15 protein-coding genes are annotated in these 21,978 nt (G+C 30.6%); 13 read left to right on the top strand and 2 right to left on the bottom strand.

Features of this window, described 5'->3' with window-relative positions; translation table 11 throughout:
- Nucleotides 1–20: 20 nt before the first annotated feature.
- On the bottom strand, nt 21–875 hold the full coding sequence (locus ISP71_07455; protein ID MBL6663922.1) for a UbiA family prenyltransferase: 855 nt from the start codon (nt 873–875) through the stop codon (nt 21–23).
- Between the two features lie 7 nt (nt 876–882).
- Nucleotides 883–2,583, bottom strand: a complete 1,701-nt coding sequence (locus tag ISP71_07450; protein ID MBL6663921.1) for a M61 family metallopeptidase — start codon at nt 2,581–2,583, stop codon at nt 883–885.
- A 140-nt stretch (nt 2,584–2,723) separates the two neighbouring features.
- On the opposite strand from ISP71_07450, the gene ISP71_07445 reads away from it, so the two are divergent.
- The 13 genes from ISP71_07445 to ISP71_07385 are packed head-to-tail and all read left to right on the top strand — an operon-like array spanning nt 2,724 to nt 20,347.
- Nucleotides 2,724–4,571: a type IIA DNA topoisomerase subunit B gene (locus ISP71_07445; protein ID MBL6663920.1), complete on the top strand. Its 1,848-nt coding sequence runs from the start codon at nt 2,724–2,726 to the stop codon at nt 4,569–4,571.
- Nucleotides 4,564–5,043, top strand: a complete 480-nt coding sequence (locus ISP71_07440) for a hypothetical protein (protein MBL6663919.1) — start codon at nt 4,564–4,566, stop codon at nt 5,041–5,043. Before ISP71_07445 ends, ISP71_07440 begins: the two co-directional genes overlap by 8 nt.
- On the top strand, nt 5,040–7,667 hold the full coding sequence (locus ISP71_07435) for a DNA gyrase/topoisomerase IV subunit A (protein MBL6663918.1): 2,628 nt from the start codon (nt 5,040–5,042) through the stop codon (nt 7,665–7,667). The genes ISP71_07440 and ISP71_07435 overlap by 4 nt, the downstream gene beginning before the upstream one ends.
- A gap of 46 nt (nt 7,668–7,713) precedes the next feature.
- On the top strand, nt 7,714–10,092 hold the full coding sequence (locus ISP71_07430; GenBank protein ID MBL6663917.1) for a choice-of-anchor B family protein: 2,379 nt from the start codon (nt 7,714–7,716) through the stop codon (nt 10,090–10,092).
- 9 nt (nt 10,093–10,101) lie between these two features.
- Nucleotides 10,102–10,923, top strand: a complete 822-nt coding sequence (locus ISP71_07425; GenBank protein MBL6663916.1) for a prolyl oligopeptidase family serine peptidase — start codon at nt 10,102–10,104, stop codon at nt 10,921–10,923.
- Nucleotides 10,924–10,960: 37 nt separating this feature from the next.
- Entirely contained in the window at nt 10,961–11,704 is a 744-nt protein-coding gene (locus ISP71_07420) for a polysaccharide biosynthesis/export family protein (protein MBL6663915.1), read from the top strand.
- Nucleotide 11,705: 1 nt separating this feature from the next.
- Complete coding sequence (locus ISP71_07415; protein ID MBL6663914.1) at nt 11,706–14,048, top strand: polysaccharide biosynthesis tyrosine autokinase; 2,343 nt, start codon at nt 11,706–11,708, stop codon at nt 14,046–14,048.
- A complete protein-coding gene (locus ISP71_07410) occupies nt 14,048–15,214 on the top strand; it encodes a hypothetical protein (protein ID MBL6663913.1) in 1,167 nt (388 codons plus the stop codon). The genes ISP71_07415 and ISP71_07410 overlap by 1 nt, the downstream gene beginning before the upstream one ends.
- Before the next feature lies 1 nt (nt 15,215).
- Nucleotides 15,216–16,364 (top strand): glycosyltransferase family 4 protein, encoded by a 1,149-nt coding sequence (locus ISP71_07405; GenBank protein MBL6663912.1) that lies wholly within the window; start codon nt 15,216–15,218, stop codon nt 16,362–16,364.
- 7 nt (nt 16,365–16,371) lie between these two features.
- A complete protein-coding gene (locus ISP71_07400) occupies nt 16,372–17,529 on the top strand; it encodes an O-antigen ligase family protein (protein MBL6663911.1) in 1,158 nt (385 codons plus the stop codon).
- Nucleotides 17,504–18,598: a glycosyltransferase family 4 protein gene (locus tag ISP71_07395; GenBank protein ID MBL6663910.1), complete on the top strand. Its 1,095-nt coding sequence runs from the start codon at nt 17,504–17,506 to the stop codon at nt 18,596–18,598. Before ISP71_07400 ends, ISP71_07395 begins: the two co-directional genes overlap by 26 nt.
- A 46-nt stretch (nt 18,599–18,644) precedes the next feature.
- Nucleotides 18,645–19,772, top strand: coding sequence for a glycosyltransferase (locus tag ISP71_07390; GenBank protein MBL6663909.1), 1,128 nt, complete (start codon nt 18,645–18,647; stop codon nt 19,770–19,772).
- 11 nt (nt 19,773–19,783) lie between these two features.
- Nucleotides 19,784–20,347, top strand: coding sequence for an aminodeoxychorismate/anthranilate synthase component II (locus ISP71_07385; GenBank protein MBL6663908.1), 564 nt, complete (start codon nt 19,784–19,786; stop codon nt 20,345–20,347).
- Nucleotides 20,348–21,978: the final 1,631 nt, after the last annotated feature.

Raw genomic sequence — 21,978 nt, 5'->3', positions numbered from 1 at the left:
ATTAAGAAAAAAATGAGGATTTAGAAGAGTAGTCCTAAAATGACAAATGCACCAAAAATAATAGAGGCAATTCCATTTGTAGTAAAGAAAGCTAAATTGACTTTAGAGAGGTTTTTTTCTGATACCAAACTGTGTTGGTAGAACAGTAATAATGTAAATATTACGAAACCTATCCAATACAAATATTGGGTTTCTAATAGTTGTCCTGCGTAAAATAAACTAGCTGCTGTAACAAGGTGTAAAAAACGACTCAACAGGAGTGCATTTTTTCGACCTAAGGCTACTGGAATTGAATGTAATTGATGTGCGCTATCAAATTTATCATCTTGCAAAGAATAGATAATGTCAAAACCTGCTACCCAAAATAGCACTGCAACAGAAAATAATAGAGGTACTAATGAAAATTGAGCCGATACTGCTAGAAATGCACCTATTGGAGCTAATGATAATCCTAGACCTAATACTAAATGACATAAGGCCGTAAACCGTTTGGTATAACTATATCCTAAAATAACCAATAAGGCAATGGGCGAAAGGTAAAAACAAAGTGTATTGATAAAGTAGGTTGTAGCTACAAAAGCTAAACTGTTAAAAATAACAAATAGTAAAGCCGATTTTGGCTTAATTGTACCGTTTGGAATTTCTCGAACTTGTGCTGTCCTAGGGTTGTCCAAATCTATATCTCTGTCGATGTAACGATTGAACGCCATAGCTGCTGAACGAGCAAATAGCATACATAAGAGTACATAAATTAAAGTGTGCCATTCAAAACCATACTCCTTACTGGCTAAAAAGAAACCAATTAGAGCAAATGGTAAAGCAAAAATAGTATGACTAAACTTGATAAGTGATAAGTAATTTTTAAAGGTAGCCATAGTTAAATTATTTAGCCCAAACGGTTCTGTATAGTAATTGTTTGTCATCGGCATTTTCTAGCTTTTGTAGCTGATAAATAGGGTAGTAGTGACCACATTCTAAATCCATTTCACTAATGCCAAATCGTTTCTTTATTTTAATGCTCACTGTTCCTGTGCTATCACTAAGTAAGTCATTCATTGTTTTGTCTTTGGTTTCAATACCATTAATACTCATTACTTCATCATCAACAGCAATGCCATTAGCATCGGCAATACTGTTATTTTGAACTTTTTTAATGATGTGTTTACCATTATCTACTATGGATATAAAACCAAACTTATCGGCGCTTAAGTTGGGGTTATTAATTTTTACCAATTCAAAGCCAACAACCTCTAGGGCTGATTTTAAACTGTTTGTATAATCTTCTATTCCATAAATGTGATTGCTGAACACTTCACTTACTTTCAAGCCACCGTACTCAACACAAAGTTGTTGAAAGTCATCTTCTGTATATCCAGTAATTGAATACTCATCATACAATCGTTTCATGACATCATTGAGTGAATATTTGCCGTCAGAATTTTCTATGATAAATAAATCAATCATCAGCATATTCAAAGCGCCATCAGCATAAATGGAAGTTTTTCTATTGGGTATTCCTAGAGAATAGCCGTCTAGCCATGAATCAAAACCACTATCAGCAACTGACATATTGTGTCTACCATCGTTTTCATAATGACGTTTTAGGTTTTCATCTTGAGTTTTTAGAAATTGTTGCCAATTAAATACACCACTTCGTTTTAACATCAAATCTCCCATGTAGGTAGTTACCCCTTCAGCCACATAGCCTAGTCTTGAGTAATTTTCCTTGCTGTAATCATAAGGCAACATCTCCTTTGGTCGAATAGCCTTGATGTTCCAGGTGTGATACAATTCGTGAGAACAAATGCCTAAAATGTTGTCGTATTGTTTTTCAAAAACATCTTCGACATTACCCATCAAGATAACAGTTGAATTGGTATGCTCTACTCCATGATAACTTCTGTAAGGGGTGATTTGAAACAAAAAATGATAATCATTGACAGGTAAGCTGCCAAAATTTTTGACTTGCTCAATAGTAAAAGCCTTGAAGTCAGCGGATAATTTATCTAGCTTAGGATGGCAAGGTCCTTGAATCCATATATGGTAAGTAACACCTTCTACTTCGTAACTGACGTATTGCATACTGTTTGAAGCAATAAAGGGAGATTCCGCCAATACATCAAAATTTTCGGCTACAAGTGTGCCGTTATTTTCTTTAATACCACAAGCAATTTGATAGTCATTTGGTATATCTAGTTCAAGACTATATTTTTCATTTTCTCTCCCTACTACATACATACAGCAGTTTACTGGATTGACGTACAACTGGTTTTGGTCTAAATACGATGAACCAGCATCAAGAACATTTGCATAATAGTTGTAGGTAATGGTCACTTCTTCAACACCATCACAGGCGACTTCCCAAAGGTCTTTAGTAATTTTTCTGAATGGTATTTCATTTCCATTTTCATCAAAAGCGTTCCATTTTTGGATGTTTTTTGCAAAGTCTGCTAACTCATATCTACCGGGTCTCCAAGCTGGAAGTTGAAATGAAAGTGATTTTTCGCCTCTAGTCTTGACTTTTAAATCAATATCAATGAAGTGTTTGTGTGCATTTTTGTATGAAAATAGATATTCAATCATAGTGCCAAAATTAAGTTTCAAAGATACGTTTTCTTAGTTGAAAACTCTGTTAATAAAGTTGAGCCATTTAGAAGTGATTTTGAATAGTCTTTTTTAATTTTACAATCCTTTTTTATAACACCAAGAACTAAAGCTAATCAATGGCAGAAAATCAGTATACAGAAGACAACATTCGTTCCTTAGACTGGAAAGAGCATATCCGTCTTCGCCCTGGAATGTACATTGGTAAGCTAGGAGATGGCTCATCTGCTGATGATGGTATATATATCCTTATCAAAGAAGTCATCGATAATTCCATTGATGAGTATGTGATGGGTAATGGAAAAACTATTGAAGTTTCTATCCGAGATAAAAAAGTCACTATAAGAGATTATGGTCGTGGCATACCTCTAGGAAAAGTTATCGATTGTGTATCTAAAATAAATACAGGAGCTAAATACGATTCTAAAGCCTTTAAAAAATCAGTTGGACTGAATGGTGTAGGTACTAAAGCTGTTAATGCACTTTCTAGCTATTTCAAAATTCAAAGTGTTAGAGAAGAACAAAGTAAACTAGCAGAATTTGAAAATGGTGTTATCATCAATGATGCACCAATTGAAAGTACTTCTAATAGAAAGGGTACTAAAGTTACTTTTATTCCTGACAATACCATTTTTGGTAATTTCCGCTTTCTTAATGAGTATGTGGAAAAAATGCTTTGGAACTACTGTTACCTTAATCCAGGTTTAACTATAATTTATAATGGAGAGAAGTTCTATTCTGAAAATGGACTTAAGGATTTATTAGACCAAAATATCGACTCTAAAATTGTTTATCCCGTTATGCATCTAAAGGGAGAGGACATTGAGGTGGCAATGACACATTCACAAAAGGGTTATGGCGAACAATATTTTTCATTCGTAAATGGTCAGCACACCACCCAAGGAGGTACACATCAAGCGGCTTTTAGAGAGGCTGTTGTTAAGACTGTAAGAGAGTTTTACGGCAAAAATTTTGATGCCGTTGATATCCGCCAAAGTATTGTTGCGGCAGTGAGTATAAAAGTTATAGAGCCAGTCTTTGAATCCCAAACCAAAACAAAATTAGGTTCTAATGAGATAGGTCCAGGAATGGTGACTATTAGAACCTTTGTTAATGATTTTATCAAAACGCAATTAGATAATTATCTTCACAAAAACCCTCAGACGGCAGAGTTGTTTTTGAAGAAAATTATTGAAGCAGAAAAAGAAAGGAAAGCACTAGCAGGTGTTCGTAAGTTGGCTAAAGAACGTGCTAAAAAAGCTAATTTACACAACAGGAAACTTAGAGATTGTCGGATCCATTTCAATAATGAGAAAAATGATAGAAGATTAGAAACTACGTTATTCATTACAGAGGGAGATTCAGCAAGTGGTTCTATCACCAAAGTAAGGGATGTGAATACACAGGCTGTTTTTAGCTTAAAAGGTAAGCCTTTAAATTCTTACGGACTTACCAAAAAAATAGTCTATGAAAATGAAGAGTTTAATCTACTACAAGCCGCTTTAAATATTGAGGATGGCCTAGAGGGATTGAGGTACAAAAATGTAGTTATTGCTACTGATGCCGATGTTGATGGTATGCATATTAGACTGCTGTTGATTACATTCTTTTTGCAATTTTTTCCAGAGCTTATCAAGGACGGTTATTTATACATTCTTGAAACTCCATTATACAGAGTTAGAAATAAAAAAGAAACTATCTATTGTTATTCTGAGGAGGAAAGGGTTAATGCTTTAGAAAAACTAGGAAGAAGCCCTGAAGTAACACGATTTAAGGGCTTAGGTGAAATATCGCCTAATGAGTTTAAGCATTTTATAGGAAAAGACATGAGGCTTGAACCAGTAATCATTGGTAAAAAAATGAATATTGAAGACATGCTTTCTTTTTACATGGGCAAGAATACGCCAGAAAGACAAGAATTTATTATCGAAAATTTAAGAGTTGAAAAAGATATTAGTTATGAATAATAATAAAGACATTTTTTCAAATGATAATAAACTCTTTTTGATAAAGAGTATTTATTTAATTATGCTAGTGTCATACTTTATTTTTTTTGTTTTTCTATGTTTTACTAATGGCAGTATCCGCTATTTTCTTCAACAAAATATGTTATATATTTTATTACCTATGGCTCTACCATTATTATTGTCATTAGTAGGCTTAAATGATTTTAAAATTGAAAAAAATGCTGAACACTTGAAAATTTACTCCAGTTGTATTTTTATGAGTGAATTTTCTGAAAACTATAGAGAGAAAATTATAGTCAACATCAAAGAACCATTTGAAAATAATATTTCTACATCCCATTTTGGATTAAGAAAATCTTTAGTTGTCAGACAAATGATAAAAAATAAATCAGTGAAAAGTAAAGTTAACATATCTCTTTTATCACGAGCAGAGCAAGAAGATTTAAAACAAAAATTAAATTTTAGCAAATAGTGGAAAATAATTCAGAACATAACAATTTGCCACAAGACATTTCTCACGTCAATGGAATGTATAGGAATTGGTTTTTGGACTATGCTTCTTATGTTATTTTAGAACGTTCTGTCCCCTTAATTGAAGATGGTCTTAAGCCAGTACAAAGACGTATTCTTCATGCTTTAAAAGACTTAGATGATGGCCGTTTTCATAAAGTTGCCAATGTAGTAGGTCATTCTATGAAATACCACCCGCATGGAGATGCTTCTATCTACGATGCTATGGTTCAAATCGGTCAAAAGGATATACTTCTTGACTTACAAGGAAACTGGGGAAATACCCTGACTGGAGATAGTGCAGCGGCAGCTAGATACATTGAAGTAAAACTATCCAAATTTGCACTAGAAGTAGTGTACAATGCCAAGATTACAGAGTTTACTCCATCGTATGATGGGAGAGGAAAAGAACCTGTCGCTTTACCTGTCAAATTCCCATTATTATTAGCTCAAGGTGTTGAAGGTATAGCAGTAGGTTTATCGACAAAAGTATTACCCCACAACTTCAATGAATTAATTGATGCCTCGATTAAAATTTTAAAAGGTAGCAAACCCAAAATATATCCAGATTTTCCAAATGGTGGACAAGCAGATTTTTCTAACTATAATGACGGTAAGCGAGGAGGAAAAGTCAGAGTCAGAGCTAGAATTTCAGTTTTAGACAGTAAGACACTTAAAATTAGTGAACTACCGCATGGAACCACAACAGTTTCTTTGATAAACTCTATTCTCAAAGCTAACGATAAAGGAAAAATTAAGATTAAAAAAATAGATGATAATACTTCTGAAGGTGTCGAAATTTTAGTCTATTTACATCCAGGAATTTCACCAGACAAAACTATCGATGCCTTATATAGTTTTACAGATTGTGAATTAGCCATTTCCCCATTAGGCTGTGTTATTGACAGAGACACTCCACGTTTTATGGGAGTTAGTGAGATGCTACAAGTATCGACACAGAATACCCTTGAGTTGTTAAAAAAGGAGTTGGAAATAAACCTTAAAGAGCTACAAGAAAAATGGCATTTTTCCTCTTTAGAAAAGATATTCATTGAAAATCGTATCTACAGAGATATTGAAGAATGTGAAACCTGGGAATCTGTAATCCAAGCCATTGACAAAGGACTTAAACCTTTTACTACTCATCTTCTTAGAGAAGTAACTCAGGATGATATCGTTAGACTTACAGAAATAAAAATTAAGAGAATATCAAAGTTTGATAGCTTTAAAGCAGATGAGGATATTCTAAAACTTGAGGAGCAAATTGCAGTCATTAAAAATCACTTGGCTAATCTAGTCGATTATGCGGTTGATTATTTTAAAAATCTGAAAAAGAAATACGGTGAACACAGGGATAGAAGAACAGAAATAAAAACTTTTGATAATATTATTGCGACCAAAGTTGTTGCTAAAAATCAAAAACTTTACGTCAATAAAGAAGAAGGATTCATCGGCACTAGTATGCGTAAAGATGAATTTGTTTGTAATTGTTCTGATATCGATGAAATAATAGTATTTAGAAAAGATGGTAAAGTCGTAGTTACCAAGGTTGATAAAAAGACCTTTGTTGGTAAAAATATCATACACGTTGCTGTGTTTAAGAAAAAAGATGATAGAACTACTTACAACATGATTTATACCAATGGGGTTACTAAAAACTCCTACATGAAGCGTTTTCACATCACTAGCTCAACAAGAGACAAAGAATATGACCTTACCAAAAATGGAAAAGGGGAAGTCATTTACTTTTCTGCAAACCCAAATGGTGAAGCTGAAAAAGTTACCGTTCACTTAAGAGCATTACAGCGTCTAAAAAAGCTAAAAATTGATATCGATTTTTCTGAATTAGCTATAAAAGGTAAGCTATCTATGGGTAACCTTGTTTGTAAAACCCCCATCAAAAAAATTGAACTTAAAGAAGAAGGCGTATCAACATTATCTGCTAGAAAAATTTGGTTTGACGATGTGATAAATAAACTGAATATAGAAGAAAGAGGTAAGTATTTAGGCAAGTTTGAAGCAGATGATAAAATACTTGTTGTTCAAAAATCTGGTGTTTTACAACTCATCAACTTCGATTTAGGTAGACATTTTAATGATGATATTTTACTAATTGAAAAGTGGAAAAAAGAAAGACCGCTTACAGCAGTTTACTTTGACAATGCCAAAGACTGTTACTATGTAAAGCGATTTCTCGCCGTTAATAATGACAAAGCAACTTCTATAATCAGTGATTCTAAAGGTTCATTTTTAGAAATTATTACTTCACATCCTGCTCCTGAATTGGATATATCTTTCATTAAAGAAAGAGGTAAAGAAAGGAAAGAAGAAAATATCATTTTAAACGATTTTATTGCCATTAAGGGAGAAAATGCTCAGGGTAACAAATTGAGTTCTAAAAAAGTCCATAAACTCACTTTAATTGAGAAAGAAATCGAAGAAGAAGTTGTTGTTGATGATGTTAGTGCTTCAGAATTATCCGATGAAAAAAATGAGTCAGAACCAATAGAAAATGAAACAGATTCTGAAACTAAAATTATAATTGACGAGGATAGTACTGACAATCAGTTTAAACTTGAGCTTTAAATAGCTCAATTCCTTTTTGAAGTATATTTGTACCAAACTGCACATTATGAAAAAGCTATTAATTCTACTAATTCTAACCTTTTCCTTTTCTGTTTTTTCACAAAGTAGTAGCAACATATCTCTTGTTGGTTCTTTAGATTATCCAGGTACGAAAGGTAATGATGTTTGGGGCTATGTAGATTCTACTGGTACTGAGTATGCTTTGGTAGGACTGCAAAATGGTTTTTCAGTGGTAAATTTATCAGTCCCATCTAATCCTACAGAATCATTTTTCATTCCAGGAGTTCAATCCATTTGGAGAGATATTAAAGTATGGGGGCATTACGCTTATGTTACTGCCGATGAAGGCTCAGATGGTCTGTTAATTGTTGACTTGAACGATATGACTGGGGGTACATACCTGTATACAAATAATGATTACTCAGGCAATTTTATGTTCTCAAAAGCCCATAACATTTATATAGATGAATTTGGTAAAGCCTATATATTTGGAGGTAATGTAGGTGGAAGTTCTCAAAACAATGCTGGTGCGCTTATTTTAGATGTAACTGACGTTTCTTTAGAACAAGGTAATATTGTGTTGCCAGAAATTTTAGGCTTATTCGATGACTTCTACTTACATGATGGTATGGCTCGTGGTGATACCCTTTGGGGCTCAGCAGTTTATGAAGGTTACTTTTTTGCTATAGATGTTTCAAACCCTTCAAATCCAGTAATTTTTAATGATAGTCTAGCCTTTCATGAAACGCCTAACGCCTTTACTCACAACTGTTGGATTTCTGATGATGGTAAAACCTTATTTACTACTGATGAGAAAAGTGGTGCATACATAGCGGCATATGATGTTTCAGACTTGAGTAATATTCAAGAGATTGATAGAATTCGTTCATCTCCAGAAATAGCTACAGTTATTCCACATAACGTACATGTTTACGGGGATTTTCTCGTCACTTCATATTATAGAGATGGTATAGTTATACATGATATTTCTCACCCCAGCAATATGGTGGAGGTAGGGCATTATGATGCCTTTTCAGGAGGAGGAGATGGCTTTGATGGTTCGTGGGGTGCATACCCTTATTTACCATCTGGACTAGTGCTATCTGTAGAAATAAATAGTGGTCCAAATGGAGAAGGACAACTTTTAGTTCTTGACCCTGAATATGAAAGAGCAGCTTTTCTAGAAGGTCTAGTCAAAGACTCACTCTCTGGAAATCCTATACCCAATGCGACCATTAGAATTTTAACCTATAATATTATTAGTGCTTCTACAAACTTATCTGGTAATTACTTTATGGGTATAGATAACGCAAACACCTATGATGTAGAGTATAGTAAAGACGGTTATTTTACTGATACATTAGAAGTCACTTTAGTTAACGGAGAAATTGTAGTTCAAAACATAGCTTTATTACCAAAGGAATCTTTTTCTAAAACAGGTAAAATTGTAGATAGTCAAGGTAACGGTATTCCTAATTGTAATTTGATGATTTCTAGCAACTTTTTTAATGACTCATTAACAACCAATCAGCTAGGTGAGTTTATACTAGACACGCTTTATCAGTCAGACTACACCTTTTATTATGGTAGTTGGGGTTATCGTACAAAATGCGATGTTCTTACTATATCAAATGATAGCTTACCTTTACTATTAAATTTAGAGGATTCATATTATGATGATTTTACCTTTGATTTTGGTTGGCTTGTTAGTGGTAACTCATCGAGTGGTGTTTGGGAAATAGGAAATCCTAATCCTACTATTGAAAATGGTGAAATCTATAATCCAAGTGATGATATTTCTGGTGATTGTTACAGCAATGCTTTAGTTACAGGAAATGCTTTAGGAGGTGGAGCCACAGCAGATGATGTAGATGACGGCTATACCTTAGTAACTTCACCAATATTTGATTTAACAACTTATAATAATCCTACAGTAAGGTACTTTGAATGGTTTGCTAATGGAAGCGGTTGGTCAGATGGTGATGATTCCCTAAGTGTGTACCTTTCTAATGGTATGACCTCAAAACTAGTTTCAACTACTATTGGACAATTGAATAACCAATGGATAGAGAAAAATATTAATATTTCTCAATTTATAATTCCTACATCCGAAATGAGAATTTCATTTAAGGTTTCTGATTACAACCCATACAATCATTTGGTAGAAGCTGGTATAGATGGATTTGAAGTTTATGAAGACAATTCTGTATCTACTAACTATGATTTAGCCATTGACGATTTTATATATCCTAATCCAGCCGAAAATCAGATTAATATTTCCATTGTCGGATTAAAGAATATATACAATCTTTCTGGCAAGTTACTTCTTTCAACTAATGAAAATGTTATTGATGTCTCAATGTTAAAAGCAGGAGTGTATTTTATAAATACCAACGAACAATTTTATAAATTCGTTAAATTATAAATTATTCCTATGAAGACTTTTGTTATTCCTAGTCAGAGAAACAAAAACATAACTCTTGATATAAATTTTACTAAATCTAAAAATAGTCCTTTAGTAATATTTAGTCATGGCTTCAAAGGTTTTAAAGATTGGGGGCCATTTAATACCGTTTCCAATATTTTTGTAGAATCAGGATTAAATTTCCTGAAATTTAATTTTTCTCACAATGGTGTTTCTTCTGAAAAGCCACTTGATTTTACCGATTTAGAAGCTTTTGGCAACAATAACATTTCAATTGAATTAGAAGATTTAGAAAGTGTTATTGAATGGGCTAAAAATAATTTAGAACAAAAAGTTGATTTAAGTCGGATTTATTTATTGGGGCATAGTAGAGGTGGAGGTATTTCTATTTTAAAAGCAGCCTCAAATTCTATCATTAAAAAACTAGTATCATGGGCAAGTGTAAGCGATTTTGAAAAAAGAATCGAAAATGATAAAGTTAATCTATGGAAAGAGAGAGGAGTAGTTTATGTTTTTAATAGTAGAACGAACCAGCAAATGCCACTCTACTATCAATTTTATGAAGACTATATAAATAATAAATCTCACTTTTCTATTCCTAAAGCTTGTCGAAAGTTATCAATTCCTACATTAATAATACATGGCGATAATGATCAAACAGTAGATTTTGCTGAAGCACAGGAATTATATGCAAATATTTCAAATTCTATGTTGTTGAAAATTAAAGATTCTGATCATGTTTTCAATGCTAAGCACCCTTTTGATGTAAATTTTTTGCCAAATCAATTAAAAAAGGTAATTGCTGAAAGTATTTCTTTCTTTAAAATTTGAAATCCATTATATTTGTAGGTACTCAAACTACCTAAACATGTTTAGAAATACCACTTTTTACCTTTTCTTAGTTTTTTTGTTATCTTCTTGTATTACAAATAAGGATTTAGATATTTTTCATTCTAAGAACAATTCTAAATTAAATATTGTAGAAAATAAAACTATATTATCAGATGGTGATTTACTTTATGTAGAGATTAAATCTTTGACGCCAACTAATTATGATTTCTTTAATAGAAGCCAAGATAATTCAACTTCTAGATTAATTAATCCTCATATTTACGGCTTTTTAGTAAACGATTCAGGCTATGTATCTTTACCTATTTTGGGAGAAATATTTGTTAGAGGAAAATCTCTAGAAGAAACAGAAAAAATAATTAAAAATGTAGCTAAAGATTATTTTTCTAATCCCTTTGTTAAGGTTGTCTTTCTTAATTTTAACGTAACTATTTTGGGAGAGGTGAATAGCCCTGGCACAAAAAATATTATTGAACCATCAATGAATCTTATTGATGTTATTGGATTGGCAAATGGTTTTACTTCTACTGCAAATAGAAAGAAAATTAAAGTTATACGTCTTGATGGTGAACAGCCAGAAATTTTTTATGTTGATTTAACAGACTTGAATACAGCAAATACCAATAAATTCTTTGTTAAATCTGGTGATGTGATTAACATTGAGCCCGTCAAAAAACGATTTTTTGTGATTAATAGTTTATCCTCTGGATTATCTGTATTAATCTCAAGTTTAACCCTTTACTTTTTACTTACAAACGAATAAAATGGCTAAATTATTAGATGAAGATTTTATACCTATTAAAAAGTTTGCCTTTTTAATTTTAAAAAACTGGCAATGGTTTGCATTAAGTATATGTTTATCCTTGCTAGTATCTTTACTTATTAATAGATATTCTGCAAATATTTTTTCAAATTCTATAAAGATGAATGTTAGCAATTCATCTAGTGTAATAGACCCTTTAGAATCTGTTTTGGGTGAAAAAACATCAAAATTTAATTCAGTAAATTTTTCCGATAAGATTTTTATGATTACTTCTTATCCTTTGGTTTATAAAACTGTAAATGATTTAGGATTTAATGTAGAGTATTTTATTCAAGGTAACATAAAAACTGCAGAATCATACAAATACAGACCAATTACATTTAGTCCTATAGATTTTAATCAGAAGTACGGTCAGGAATTTAGTATAAAGTTATTAAATCAATATCAATATACCATTGAGTCTAGTGTAATGGCTAAAAAGACTTACCAGTTTAATGAAGTTGTTAATTCGTCTTATGGTTCTTTTTCAGTATCACTTAATGATTATTTTGATTTAGGAAAAATCAATGATTATCCATCATTAATTGTTAAGGTTAAAAATCCGCATTCTATCACTAAACTCTATAAGAATAAGATTAAAGTAAACAGAATATCGAATGATGCATCTATCATAAACATCACAGTAAAAGGAGAGGATTTGGTAAAAGAAACTGAATTCCTTAATAAACTATGTGAGAATTATATTCAAAATGATTTAAACACTAAAAATGAAGTTTCTACAAACACAATAAATTTTATTGATAAACAATTGAATGAAATTAAGGATTCTTTGAATCTAATTGAAGCTCAACTACAGTTATTCAAAAAAAACAATGGGGTTGTTCAAATTAGTGTTGAGTCTGAAAATTTTTACGATGATATCAAAGGTCTACAAAATGAAAAATCTAAACTCTTAATTGAGAATAAGTACTTGAATTATTTATCTGAATATTTATATAAAAAATCATCATTTAAAGATGTAATTATTCCAGTAAGTTATGGAATTTCTAATAATCTTTTGAATGATTTGACTACTGAATTAGTTGATTTACAACTAGAAAGAGATCAGTTAAACCCCAATGGGAATTTAATAAATCCTATTATATCTGAACTAAATGCTAAAATTGATAGATTGAAGTCAACACTTAATGATATGATTTCAAATTTGAAGTCTAAAAATAGTATTTTAATCAACGATTTTAGCAATCGAATCAAAGTTTCAGAGGATTTGTTAAAGACTTTGCCTAGTGTTGAAAGAGAGCTCATCAATATAGAAAGACATTATGATTTGAGTGAAAATATTTATTTACTACTAATGACCAAAAGAACTGAAGCTGGAATTTTAAGTGCTGGTAATGTTTCTGATGCTAAAGTGGTTGAGCCAGCAATTATACAATCAGGAGTTTTGGTTTCTCCTAATAAATCTCAAAATAATATTCTAGCATTGTTGATAGGTATATTTTTACCATTCACAGTATTTACTCTTATTGAATTATTTTATACTAGAATTACAGGGCCAGGAGATATAGAAAAGAATTCTAAAATACCTTACCTTGGATATGTTGCAAGTAATAATACTGGTTTTGATTTGATTGTCAATGAAAAACCTAAGTCAAGAATTTCTGAATCATTTAGAAACATCAGATCCAATATAGAATTTATCCTTCCAAAACACAAACTTGGTAAGACTATGTTGTTTACATCTTCAATTAGTGGTGAGGGAAAAACATTTTGTGCTAAAAACATTGCAACAGTTTATGCTATTTCTGGTAAAAAGACCATTGTAATTGGTGCTGATTTAAGGAAACCAAAAATGTTTTTGACTTTTACTGAAAATAACGATGTTGGACTATCAACTTATCTTTCAGGTATTTCTAGTAAAGAAGAAATCATATTTAATTCCAAAATTGAAAATCTTGATTATATAAAATCTGGACCAATCCCTCCAAACCCTGCTGAGCTTTTAGGAAGAGACATGATGAAAGATTTAATTAAGGATCTTCAAAATAAATATGATTATATAATTATTGATTCTCCTCCTGTATTTATTGTGTCAGATTCTATGGCACTCATGGAATTAGTTGATTTGAATGTATATGTTTTAAGACAAAATTACACCAAACGTGAATTATTAAATTATGCAAATAGCTTCTACGATTCTGAAAAAATAAAAAACATTTCCATAATTTTAAACGATGTCGATTTTTCTAATAACTATGGTTATAACTATGGCTACAATTATGGTTATAACTACGGTTATAATTATGGCTATAATTATGGCGGTGGGTATTATGATGAAGAATAATGAAAATTTATAACTATTTAAGATTTTTTTGTTCATCTTCTTTTTATCATTCATTAAGTGTTATCTCTTACTTAAAATCTAATGATAAAACTGATGTTTTTCTTTATTACCCTCAGCACTTTAGTTTTCAATCAAACTATCCTTTATTCCTTTCTCCTTTGATTGAAAGTATAGAGAAAAATGGACTAAGTAGTATAGTTATTGAAGAGCCCAACATTGATATTAAAAACAAACGCTCAAAAGATGTAATGCCATTTGATTTTATTTGGTTTTTAGTCATAGTATTGAGAAAGTTTTACAAGGGAAAAAATTATAGTAAAATTGATGTAAAAATTGGCAAGCTATTATCAAAATTTTTTGGAATTAGACGTGATGTAAAAAATATCATAACTGTTTCACAAAGCTTTCAGTCTATTTTTAAAGGAATGTTTCCAAAGGCTGTACTTTATGATTATCAACATGGGCTAATTTCCTCTAAATATTATGGTTATATTAATGGTAATTCAGTTGCTGAACATATTTTAAAAAATCAATCCAATGTTTTGCTTTATGGTCAAGGGTTTAGAAATAAATTATTGTCGCTTGATGGAGGAGAATATTTTAAAGAGCATTCTTTTGTAATTGGATCCATTTATAAAGAGTACAGTAAACCGAAGTTAACTTTTAACGGAAACATTTTATATACATTACAGTTTACGAAAAGTCATTCCAAAGAGTTCAATGAGCTACTTTTAAATAAAACTATTGAATGTTTTGATAAAATAAAATCACATAAATTAGATATTGTACTATTTCTTAAAGAACACCCTAGATTTGAAAACTGTCTGTCAACAGATGTTCTTTATGAGTATGATTTCGTTAAATGTGCTCCGCACAATTTAGATGATTGCTTTGAGCTTTGTAGTTTGCATATGACTGAATATTCATCAGTACTTTTTGATTCACTGAGAGCTGGCATACCAACAGTATTGACAGCTTTTACAAAGGAGATGAGTATTTATGAAAACGAATATCATTTTCCATCTGATGAGATGAGTATCATTGAAAAATTCAAACAAATTAAAGATGATTCATTTTATAAAAATATGATTAGTAAACAGATAAAATGGTCTAAGGTATTGTACGAACCCTTTAACGAAAAACATTTCATTGAAGTAATTAAATAAAATGAATAGCTATATAGTAATAACGCCTTTTTTCCCTTCATCTGAATCATTTCGTGGCTCATATTTATTAGATCAGGCAAAAGCTATTCAGGCCAATTCAAATTATAATTTATTAGTAATTATATTATCTCCTTTTTTAGAAAAAATTCAAGAGGATTATATAATAGAAGGTGTAACTTGTAAAACCTTTAGACTTATTGATTTCCCATCTTTTATTTTTCCATCTTTTTTTAATAAAATCAATCTCAAGAGATTTGATATGTTTTTGGAGGAAAATAAAATAAAAGTTGATAGTAAATCCATTATTCATGGACATATAAACTATCCATCTCTCAACTTTTTAGATTTTTTTTCAAGAAAATTCTCTTGCAAAACTATTTTACAACACCATGGATTAGATGTTTTACAAAATGAAACAGGTATTTCTATTCCATTGTTAAAATGGATTCAAAATAAGCTTATTTTAAAGCGTTTTAACAGACTTTCAGGGCATGTAACCACACATATTGCTGTTAGTAGTGTTGTTAGGTCAAATCTTATTAAAATTAATCCTAGACTTGAAAATAAAATCTATATATGTGTAAATGGAGTTGATACCACAAAGTTTTATGTAAACTCATCAAAAAAAATGAATAACACTAAATTCATAATTGGATGTGTGGCTAACTTTTGGGAATTAAAAGACCAAATAACTTTATTAAAGGCAGTAGATGTTTTAAAAAGAAAAGGGATTAATAATTTACATTTAAAGTTTGTCGGTAGTGGCAAAACATTAAATAAGTGTGTTCAATATGCTAAGAAGAATAATATTGACTGCGAGTTTATAAATGAATTAAAACACACAGAATTATTATCATTTTACAATGAGTTGAATCTATTTGTCTTACCATCAAAATATGAAGCTTTTGGATGTGTTTATTTAGAAGCTTTAGCTTGTGGTGTACCCTTTATTGGGGTTAAAAATCAAGGTATTGAAGATGTCGTTAAGAATGACCTTAAAAAATATCAGCTTATAGAAGCTGGGTCTTATCTTGATTTATCAAAATTGATTTACTACTTTTATTCAAATGAATTGACAATCCAATTTGATACAACATATTCGATTGAAAATACTATAAAAAAAATGCTAAATCACATAACAGCTCAATAGAACTAGGATGAGTAATGTAATTAAATATTTAGCCTTTATTTTTCTTTTAAACAATATATTCTTTGGTTTTAAAGACTTTAATCAATTATCTGAGAATTCATTCCTTATAATAATGGGTTTTTCTTTATTGCTTACAATTTATTCAATAAAGATTCTAAAGAATGTAGTTTTTGATAAATCATTCAAAATATTCTTTTTTCTGAATTTTCTGAATTTAATCTATTATCTTTTTATTGAAATAGGGGATTTAGAGTCTTTAAAATATTTGGCTGCTAGATTTGTACAATTCTCTATTTTCTCAATTTCTGTATATCTATTGCAAGATGATTTCGCTAATAAATTTGTCAAATTTTTAAAATTTGTAACTATTGGGAGTCTATTGGCATCATTAGCATTAAAATTTCCAGATTTTGAATCTAGATATCAGGGGATTTTCTTTAATCCTAACGAGTTTTCTATTATAATGGTAATAGGCTTTGCTCTTATATTATTTACTGAAAAGAGAACAACTATCAACTATTCACTGATGTTGTTATTTTTATTTGTTATTGTTATCTCAGGTTCACGCTCAGCAATTGCGGGTCTTGGAATAGCGATTATTACTTACATCTTACATCATAAATCACGAAACTTACTAAATATCTTTTTTATTGTTGGTTCATTATTACTATTCTCTTTTTTTGGTGGTCAAAACAATGCAATTCAAAGAATGCTTGAATTTGATTTATTAATTAATAGAAAATATGAATACTTGTACGCTATAGATACATTTTTACAAAAACCATTATTCGGTCATGGACTAAAAAACTATGCCTATATCGATTTTTCATTAATACAGTTCGATGATGTGAAAATAAATTTTGGTGCACATAATGGATATATTTCAATATTAGTTCAGTATGGCGCTATTTTTTCAACACTATTTTTCTCTATATTAATTTATAATTTGAATAAAATATATAGAGCAAAAATTGAAATTTTTGGAGAGAATATTTTACAGACTAAGTTTCTTTTTTTCTTGATTACTTATGCTTTATTTAATGGTTTGTTTGAAAATACTATTATTGGTATTAACTTCTTTCAAACTAATTTGTTTTGGCTGACATTAGCCTACTTTTTATACGTTTTATATCAAAAGGATGAAAGTAATAGTATTTCTGACTGAACCGGCTTCATATACAATTGATTTAGCTAACATGGTTTATTCGCCTAACGATATAAACTACAAATTTTTATATACTTCTTCTTATTCAAATCCAGACACTTTAGAACAGTTTGATGACAATTTATTTTTAGATAAACTATCCGTTATTTCTCGTTTCAAAACGCTAAAGAAAGATTATGATGAAAATGATGTTGTTCTATTCAGTGGATACACTTCAATTTCATTTCTTTTATTATGGATTATTCATGTCTTTTCTAAACATAAAAAACCTATTTCTCTCATTTCTGACACTCCCCTAAAAATACCTTCAAATCCTTTTAAGCGTATGGCTAAAAAATGGTATTTGAACTATTTATTTAAGAATCCATTTTTAAATGGTTTGGCTGGAGGAAATAACACCCAAAAGAATTTGTTTAGATATTATGGAATGCCATCTGAAAGAATACATTTTTTACCAATGGTTGTTGATGTTAATCAGTTTAAATTTTCTCCTATAAGAAAAAGAAATGAAGTGTTTACATTTCTTTTTGTTGGACGTTTCATACCATTGAAGCAGATAGAAATTATCATTGAGGAGTTTTTAATGAAGTTTGAAAAAGATACATCTGTACAATTGATTCTTGTTGGAGATGGACCAAAATACGCTAGTATTTATGAAAACTATTCTAAATACACTAATATTTTGTTTAAAGGTCGATTGACTGCAATGGATTTAAAACGTGAATTTGAATTAGCTCACGTTTTTGTATTAGCTTCCAATAATGAAAATTGGGGCTTAGTCATCAATGAGGCTATGTCGGCATCATTAGCAGTTTTATCTAATCTTGGCATAGGTGCTAACTACGATTTAATTCAAGACAAGGATACAGGATTAATTTTTGATGCCTCTAAAAAGGGAGATTTGGCAAATAAAATGCAAATTTTACATAGAAATAAAGAGCAATATCAAGTCTTAACTAAAAATGCCTATTCTTTAATGCATGAATATTGGAATTTTAACTTATATCACAAACAGTTAAATTTAGCTTTAACAAAAATTTTAAAATCGAAACAAATTGATAATTTTTGAAAATAGTTCTTTTTAATTAATTGTATTTTGCAAAACATTTTTTAAAATGAAATTAGTTGTTGTTATCCCATATTTTTACCCTGCATATATTTATGGCGGACCTGTTTTTGCTGCATATCATTTATGTCAAAAAGTGGTTGAGCATGGGGTCAATGTAGATGTAATAACAACAAATCTTAATGGTAAGGGAAAGCTAGATGTTGTGCCTAATATTTTCACTTCTCAATCTGGGTTTAATGTCAAGTACTACAATAAATGTTTGTTACCATTTTTCTCATTTAAAATGATTCTCGGATTGGCAAAAGACATAAAAGATGCTGACGTTGTTCATGTACAGTCTATATATTCGTTAAGTACTCCTTTTGCTTTATTTCATTCTTATCTTCAAAATAAGGTTGTTTTTCTATCTCCTAGAGGTAGTTTAACTCCTTGGTCATTCAACCATAGAGGTTTTTTAAAAAAGCTTTGGATTAAATTATTAATTAAGCCATTTCATAAACGTATTTTTTGGCATGCTACTTCAGAAAAAGAGATTGGAGATATTCAACATTTTTTTCCAAAAGCTGATATTGAATTAGTTAGTGATGGTGTAAGCTTTGAAGAAAGTCAGATAAAAAGTGAGTGTAATACTAAATGGCAAAACAGTTTTTACATTGCGTGTTTAGGAAGGCTTCATAAAGTCAAAGGTTATGATATTATGCTGAAAGCTATGCCACATATTTTAAAAACTCATTCTAATTTAAAATTATTTATTGCAGGTATGGATGAAGGGGAACTAGATGAACTCATAGACCTTTCTCAAGCCTTGAATATTCAAAATAGTGTAGAGTTTGTGGGACAACTTGATGCTGATGATAAGAATTGTTTTTTAAAACATGCACAATGCTTAGTTATGCCATCTCACACTGAAAATTTTGGTTTGGTAGCGGCTGAAGCCTTATTCCAAAATACACCAGTAATAGCCTCTAAACATACTCCTTGGGAAGTATTAGAAACGAAACAGGCTGGTTTTCATATTATTAATACTCCTCAAGCGATATCACAAGCGGTGATAAGAATACTTAAAGATATAGAATTGTATAGGAAAAATACTAACCGTGTTGTAGAACAATTTTCTTGGAGTAAAATTGCTAAAACCTATAAATCAACTTTAATAAAAATATCTAAACGTTAATCCATCACTTAATGAAGGTTTTATTAGTTGATAATTACGATTCCTTTACTTTTAACTTGTTTCATTTATTACAAGATAAAGTATCTGTAGTAGATGTGGTTCGAAACGATAAAATTGATTTTGATAAAGTAAATCAATACGATAAAATTGTTTTATCTCCAGGTCCAGGATTACCTTCCGAGAGTTCGTTACTTAAACCTCTAATTGCAAATTTTGCTTCTAAAAAAAGCATTTTAGGTGTTTGCTTAGGGCATCAAGCAATAGGAGAGGTCTTTGAATGTAAGTTGTTAAAAATGAGTAAAGTAAGACATGGTGTTAAGTCAATATTGACTAATTATGACAAGTCGGATTACCTTTTTAGAGGATTAAAAGAACCCATTGAAGTAGGTCATTATCATTCTTGGCATTTGGATAAAAACAGTATTTCAGATTCAATTAAAATAACAGCCCAAAGTGAAGAAATAATAATGGCATTGTCACATCAGCAATTTGATGTTAAAGGGCTACAATTCCATCCAGAGTCAATATTAACGCCACAAGGAGGAAAGCTAATAGACAATTGGATAGCCTATTGATAGTCATACCAATCTTTCTTCTTTTCCCATTTTAAATCTTGCAATACTGAAGCTTTAACTCTTATAGTAAAATTATAGCTTTGTCTGTATCCAAATGGAATCCACTTGACTAACATTTCCCAGCAATGCAAATCTCTATAAATGTTTAAAGAGGTATAACTCAAATCTTTAGCATCAAAATCATATCCAGAGTTAAAGCCAATTTTCCATTTTTCAGTCAATTTCAAATCACCTGAAAAGTTTAACGATTGGTTCAACTTTTGAGTAATAGATTGTTTATTGTAACTCATCGTATAATTTACACTCAAATTCCAAGGAATATTAAAGTCTACATAATCTAGCCAGTGTGCGATATTATTATCTTCATTTTTTGCTCCTCCGTTTAATCTAAAATTTAAACTTGCATTAGCATTAGTTAATCTAGCAGGAAGATATGTTTCAGAGAAATAATATTTGTTGACTCTATTGCCATTAACAATTTGATAAGGGTCGTATGAACCATTGAAAGTAATATCAAATTTATTAAATAATCGAGTTCTACCGTTGATATTAATGTTGGCAAATCGCATAGAATCTGCCAATAAGTTATAGCTTGAGGAAATATTTAACCCTTCTAGTAATTTAATCTTTTTTATGGGGTTAATGGTATCCTTTGAAAGTGCTTTCATTTCAAGAATATTGCCTAGGGAAAATCGTAATGAACCATTCGATTGACTTCCTGGAGTTCCGTAAATACCATTTTGATAGTAGGAGTATTGCTGTAAGTTACCAAGAGTATCAATTTGAACTTCGTCATAAAAGTTGAAATTTTCTGAAGAAAAATCAGGAGAATAACTTAGTGAAACAGAGGGGTTAGCAACATGTCTTATTGCTTTTATTCTTTTGTTTTTAAAATTTACAATTCCATAAATCTTTGTACTAGCTGACAGACTGTAAGAGTAATTAAACGCTCTATAAAAACCATTTACAGTATCGGTATTTAGTTCGTTATCAAGCCATTGTTTTTCTGTTCTATCGAAATACCACCTTTCTCTGTAACTGAAAGAAGGGGAGATATTAATGTATTTAAGGACTGTAAAAGAAGTAGAAATAGGAATATTATGCATAACTCCATTTCTGAACTTAGTTAATGTAGATGGCTGAAAAAGTAAACTATCGGCTATAGAAATACTATTCTTTAAGTTAGTAGAATAATTGATATATAATTTATCATACCATTTAGGCTTATTACTGTTATTAAAACGCTTTAAGGGATAGAAACGATTTAAGTTAAAACTCATCTCTGGCAAACTTAAATTTACTTGTTTAGAAAGGGTGTTTTGACTATGTCTAAGGTTCATGGACATATTCGCAGATTTCCAATTTCTTGAATAAGATAAGTTAGATTGAAAGGTGTTGCTTAGATAATCCTTATCTGAAAATGAATTGTTTTGCTGATAGGAGCTACTTCCAGCATTAATGTTTGCGGAAAATCGTCTATTTAGATTAGCTTTAGGGTCTTGTTGATGTTTCCAACGAATAAAAAAATCTCTTCTGTCTGTATTATCACCAACTAGAGTATTGCCACTTTTTAAGCTAGAGTAGCTAAGATTAACATTTCCTTGATAGCGGTATTTTCTCTTGTAATTAGA

This window comes from Flavobacteriales bacterium, from assembly GCA_016779995.1.
In the GTDB taxonomy this organism is placed as follows: domain Bacteria; phylum Bacteroidota; class Bacteroidia; order Flavobacteriales; family UBA7312; genus UBA8444.
The sequence above is the reverse complement of the archived record's forward strand: the minus strand, read 5'-3'. Positions and strand labels throughout refer to the sequence as shown.

What these genes read in the sequence shown, in the direction of transcription:
- ISP71_07455 (MBL6663922.1), bottom strand. Translation starts at nt 875, where the DNA reads ATGGCTACCTTTAAAAATTACTTATCACTTATCAAGTTTAGTCATACT.
- ISP71_07450 (MBL6663921.1), bottom strand. Translation starts at nt 2,583, where the DNA reads ATGATTGAATATCTATTTTCATACAAAAATGCACACAAACACTTCATT.
- ISP71_07445 (MBL6663920.1), top strand. Translation starts at nt 2,724, where the DNA reads ATGGCAGAAAATCAGTATACAGAAGACAACATTCGTTCCTTAGACTGG.
- ISP71_07440 (MBL6663919.1), top strand. Translation starts at nt 4,564, where the DNA reads ATGAATAATAATAAAGACATTTTTTCAAATGATAATAAACTCTTTTTG.
- ISP71_07430 (MBL6663917.1), top strand. Translation starts at nt 7,714, where the DNA reads ATGAAAAAGCTATTAATTCTACTAATTCTAACCTTTTCCTTTTCTGTT.
- ISP71_07425 (MBL6663916.1), top strand. Translation starts at nt 10,102, where the DNA reads ATGAAGACTTTTGTTATTCCTAGTCAGAGAAACAAAAACATAACTCTT.
- ISP71_07420 (MBL6663915.1), top strand. Translation starts at nt 10,961, where the DNA reads ATGTTTAGAAATACCACTTTTTACCTTTTCTTAGTTTTTTTGTTATCT.
- ISP71_07415 (MBL6663914.1), top strand. Translation starts at nt 11,706, where the DNA reads ATGGCTAAATTATTAGATGAAGATTTTATACCTATTAAAAAGTTTGCC.
- ISP71_07410 (MBL6663913.1), top strand. Translation starts at nt 14,048, where the DNA reads ATGAAAATTTATAACTATTTAAGATTTTTTTGTTCATCTTCTTTTTAT.
- ISP71_07405 (MBL6663912.1), top strand. Translation starts at nt 15,216, where the DNA reads ATGAATAGCTATATAGTAATAACGCCTTTTTTCCCTTCATCTGAATCA.
- ISP71_07400 (MBL6663911.1), top strand. Translation starts at nt 16,372, where the DNA reads ATGAGTAATGTAATTAAATATTTAGCCTTTATTTTTCTTTTAAACAAT.
- ISP71_07395 (MBL6663910.1), top strand. Translation starts at nt 17,504, where the DNA reads ATGAAAGTAATAGTATTTCTGACTGAACCGGCTTCATATACAATTGAT.
- ISP71_07390 (MBL6663909.1), top strand. Translation starts at nt 18,645, where the DNA reads ATGAAATTAGTTGTTGTTATCCCATATTTTTACCCTGCATATATTTAT.
- ISP71_07385 (MBL6663908.1), top strand. Translation starts at nt 19,784, where the DNA reads ATGAAGGTTTTATTAGTTGATAATTACGATTCCTTTACTTTTAACTTG.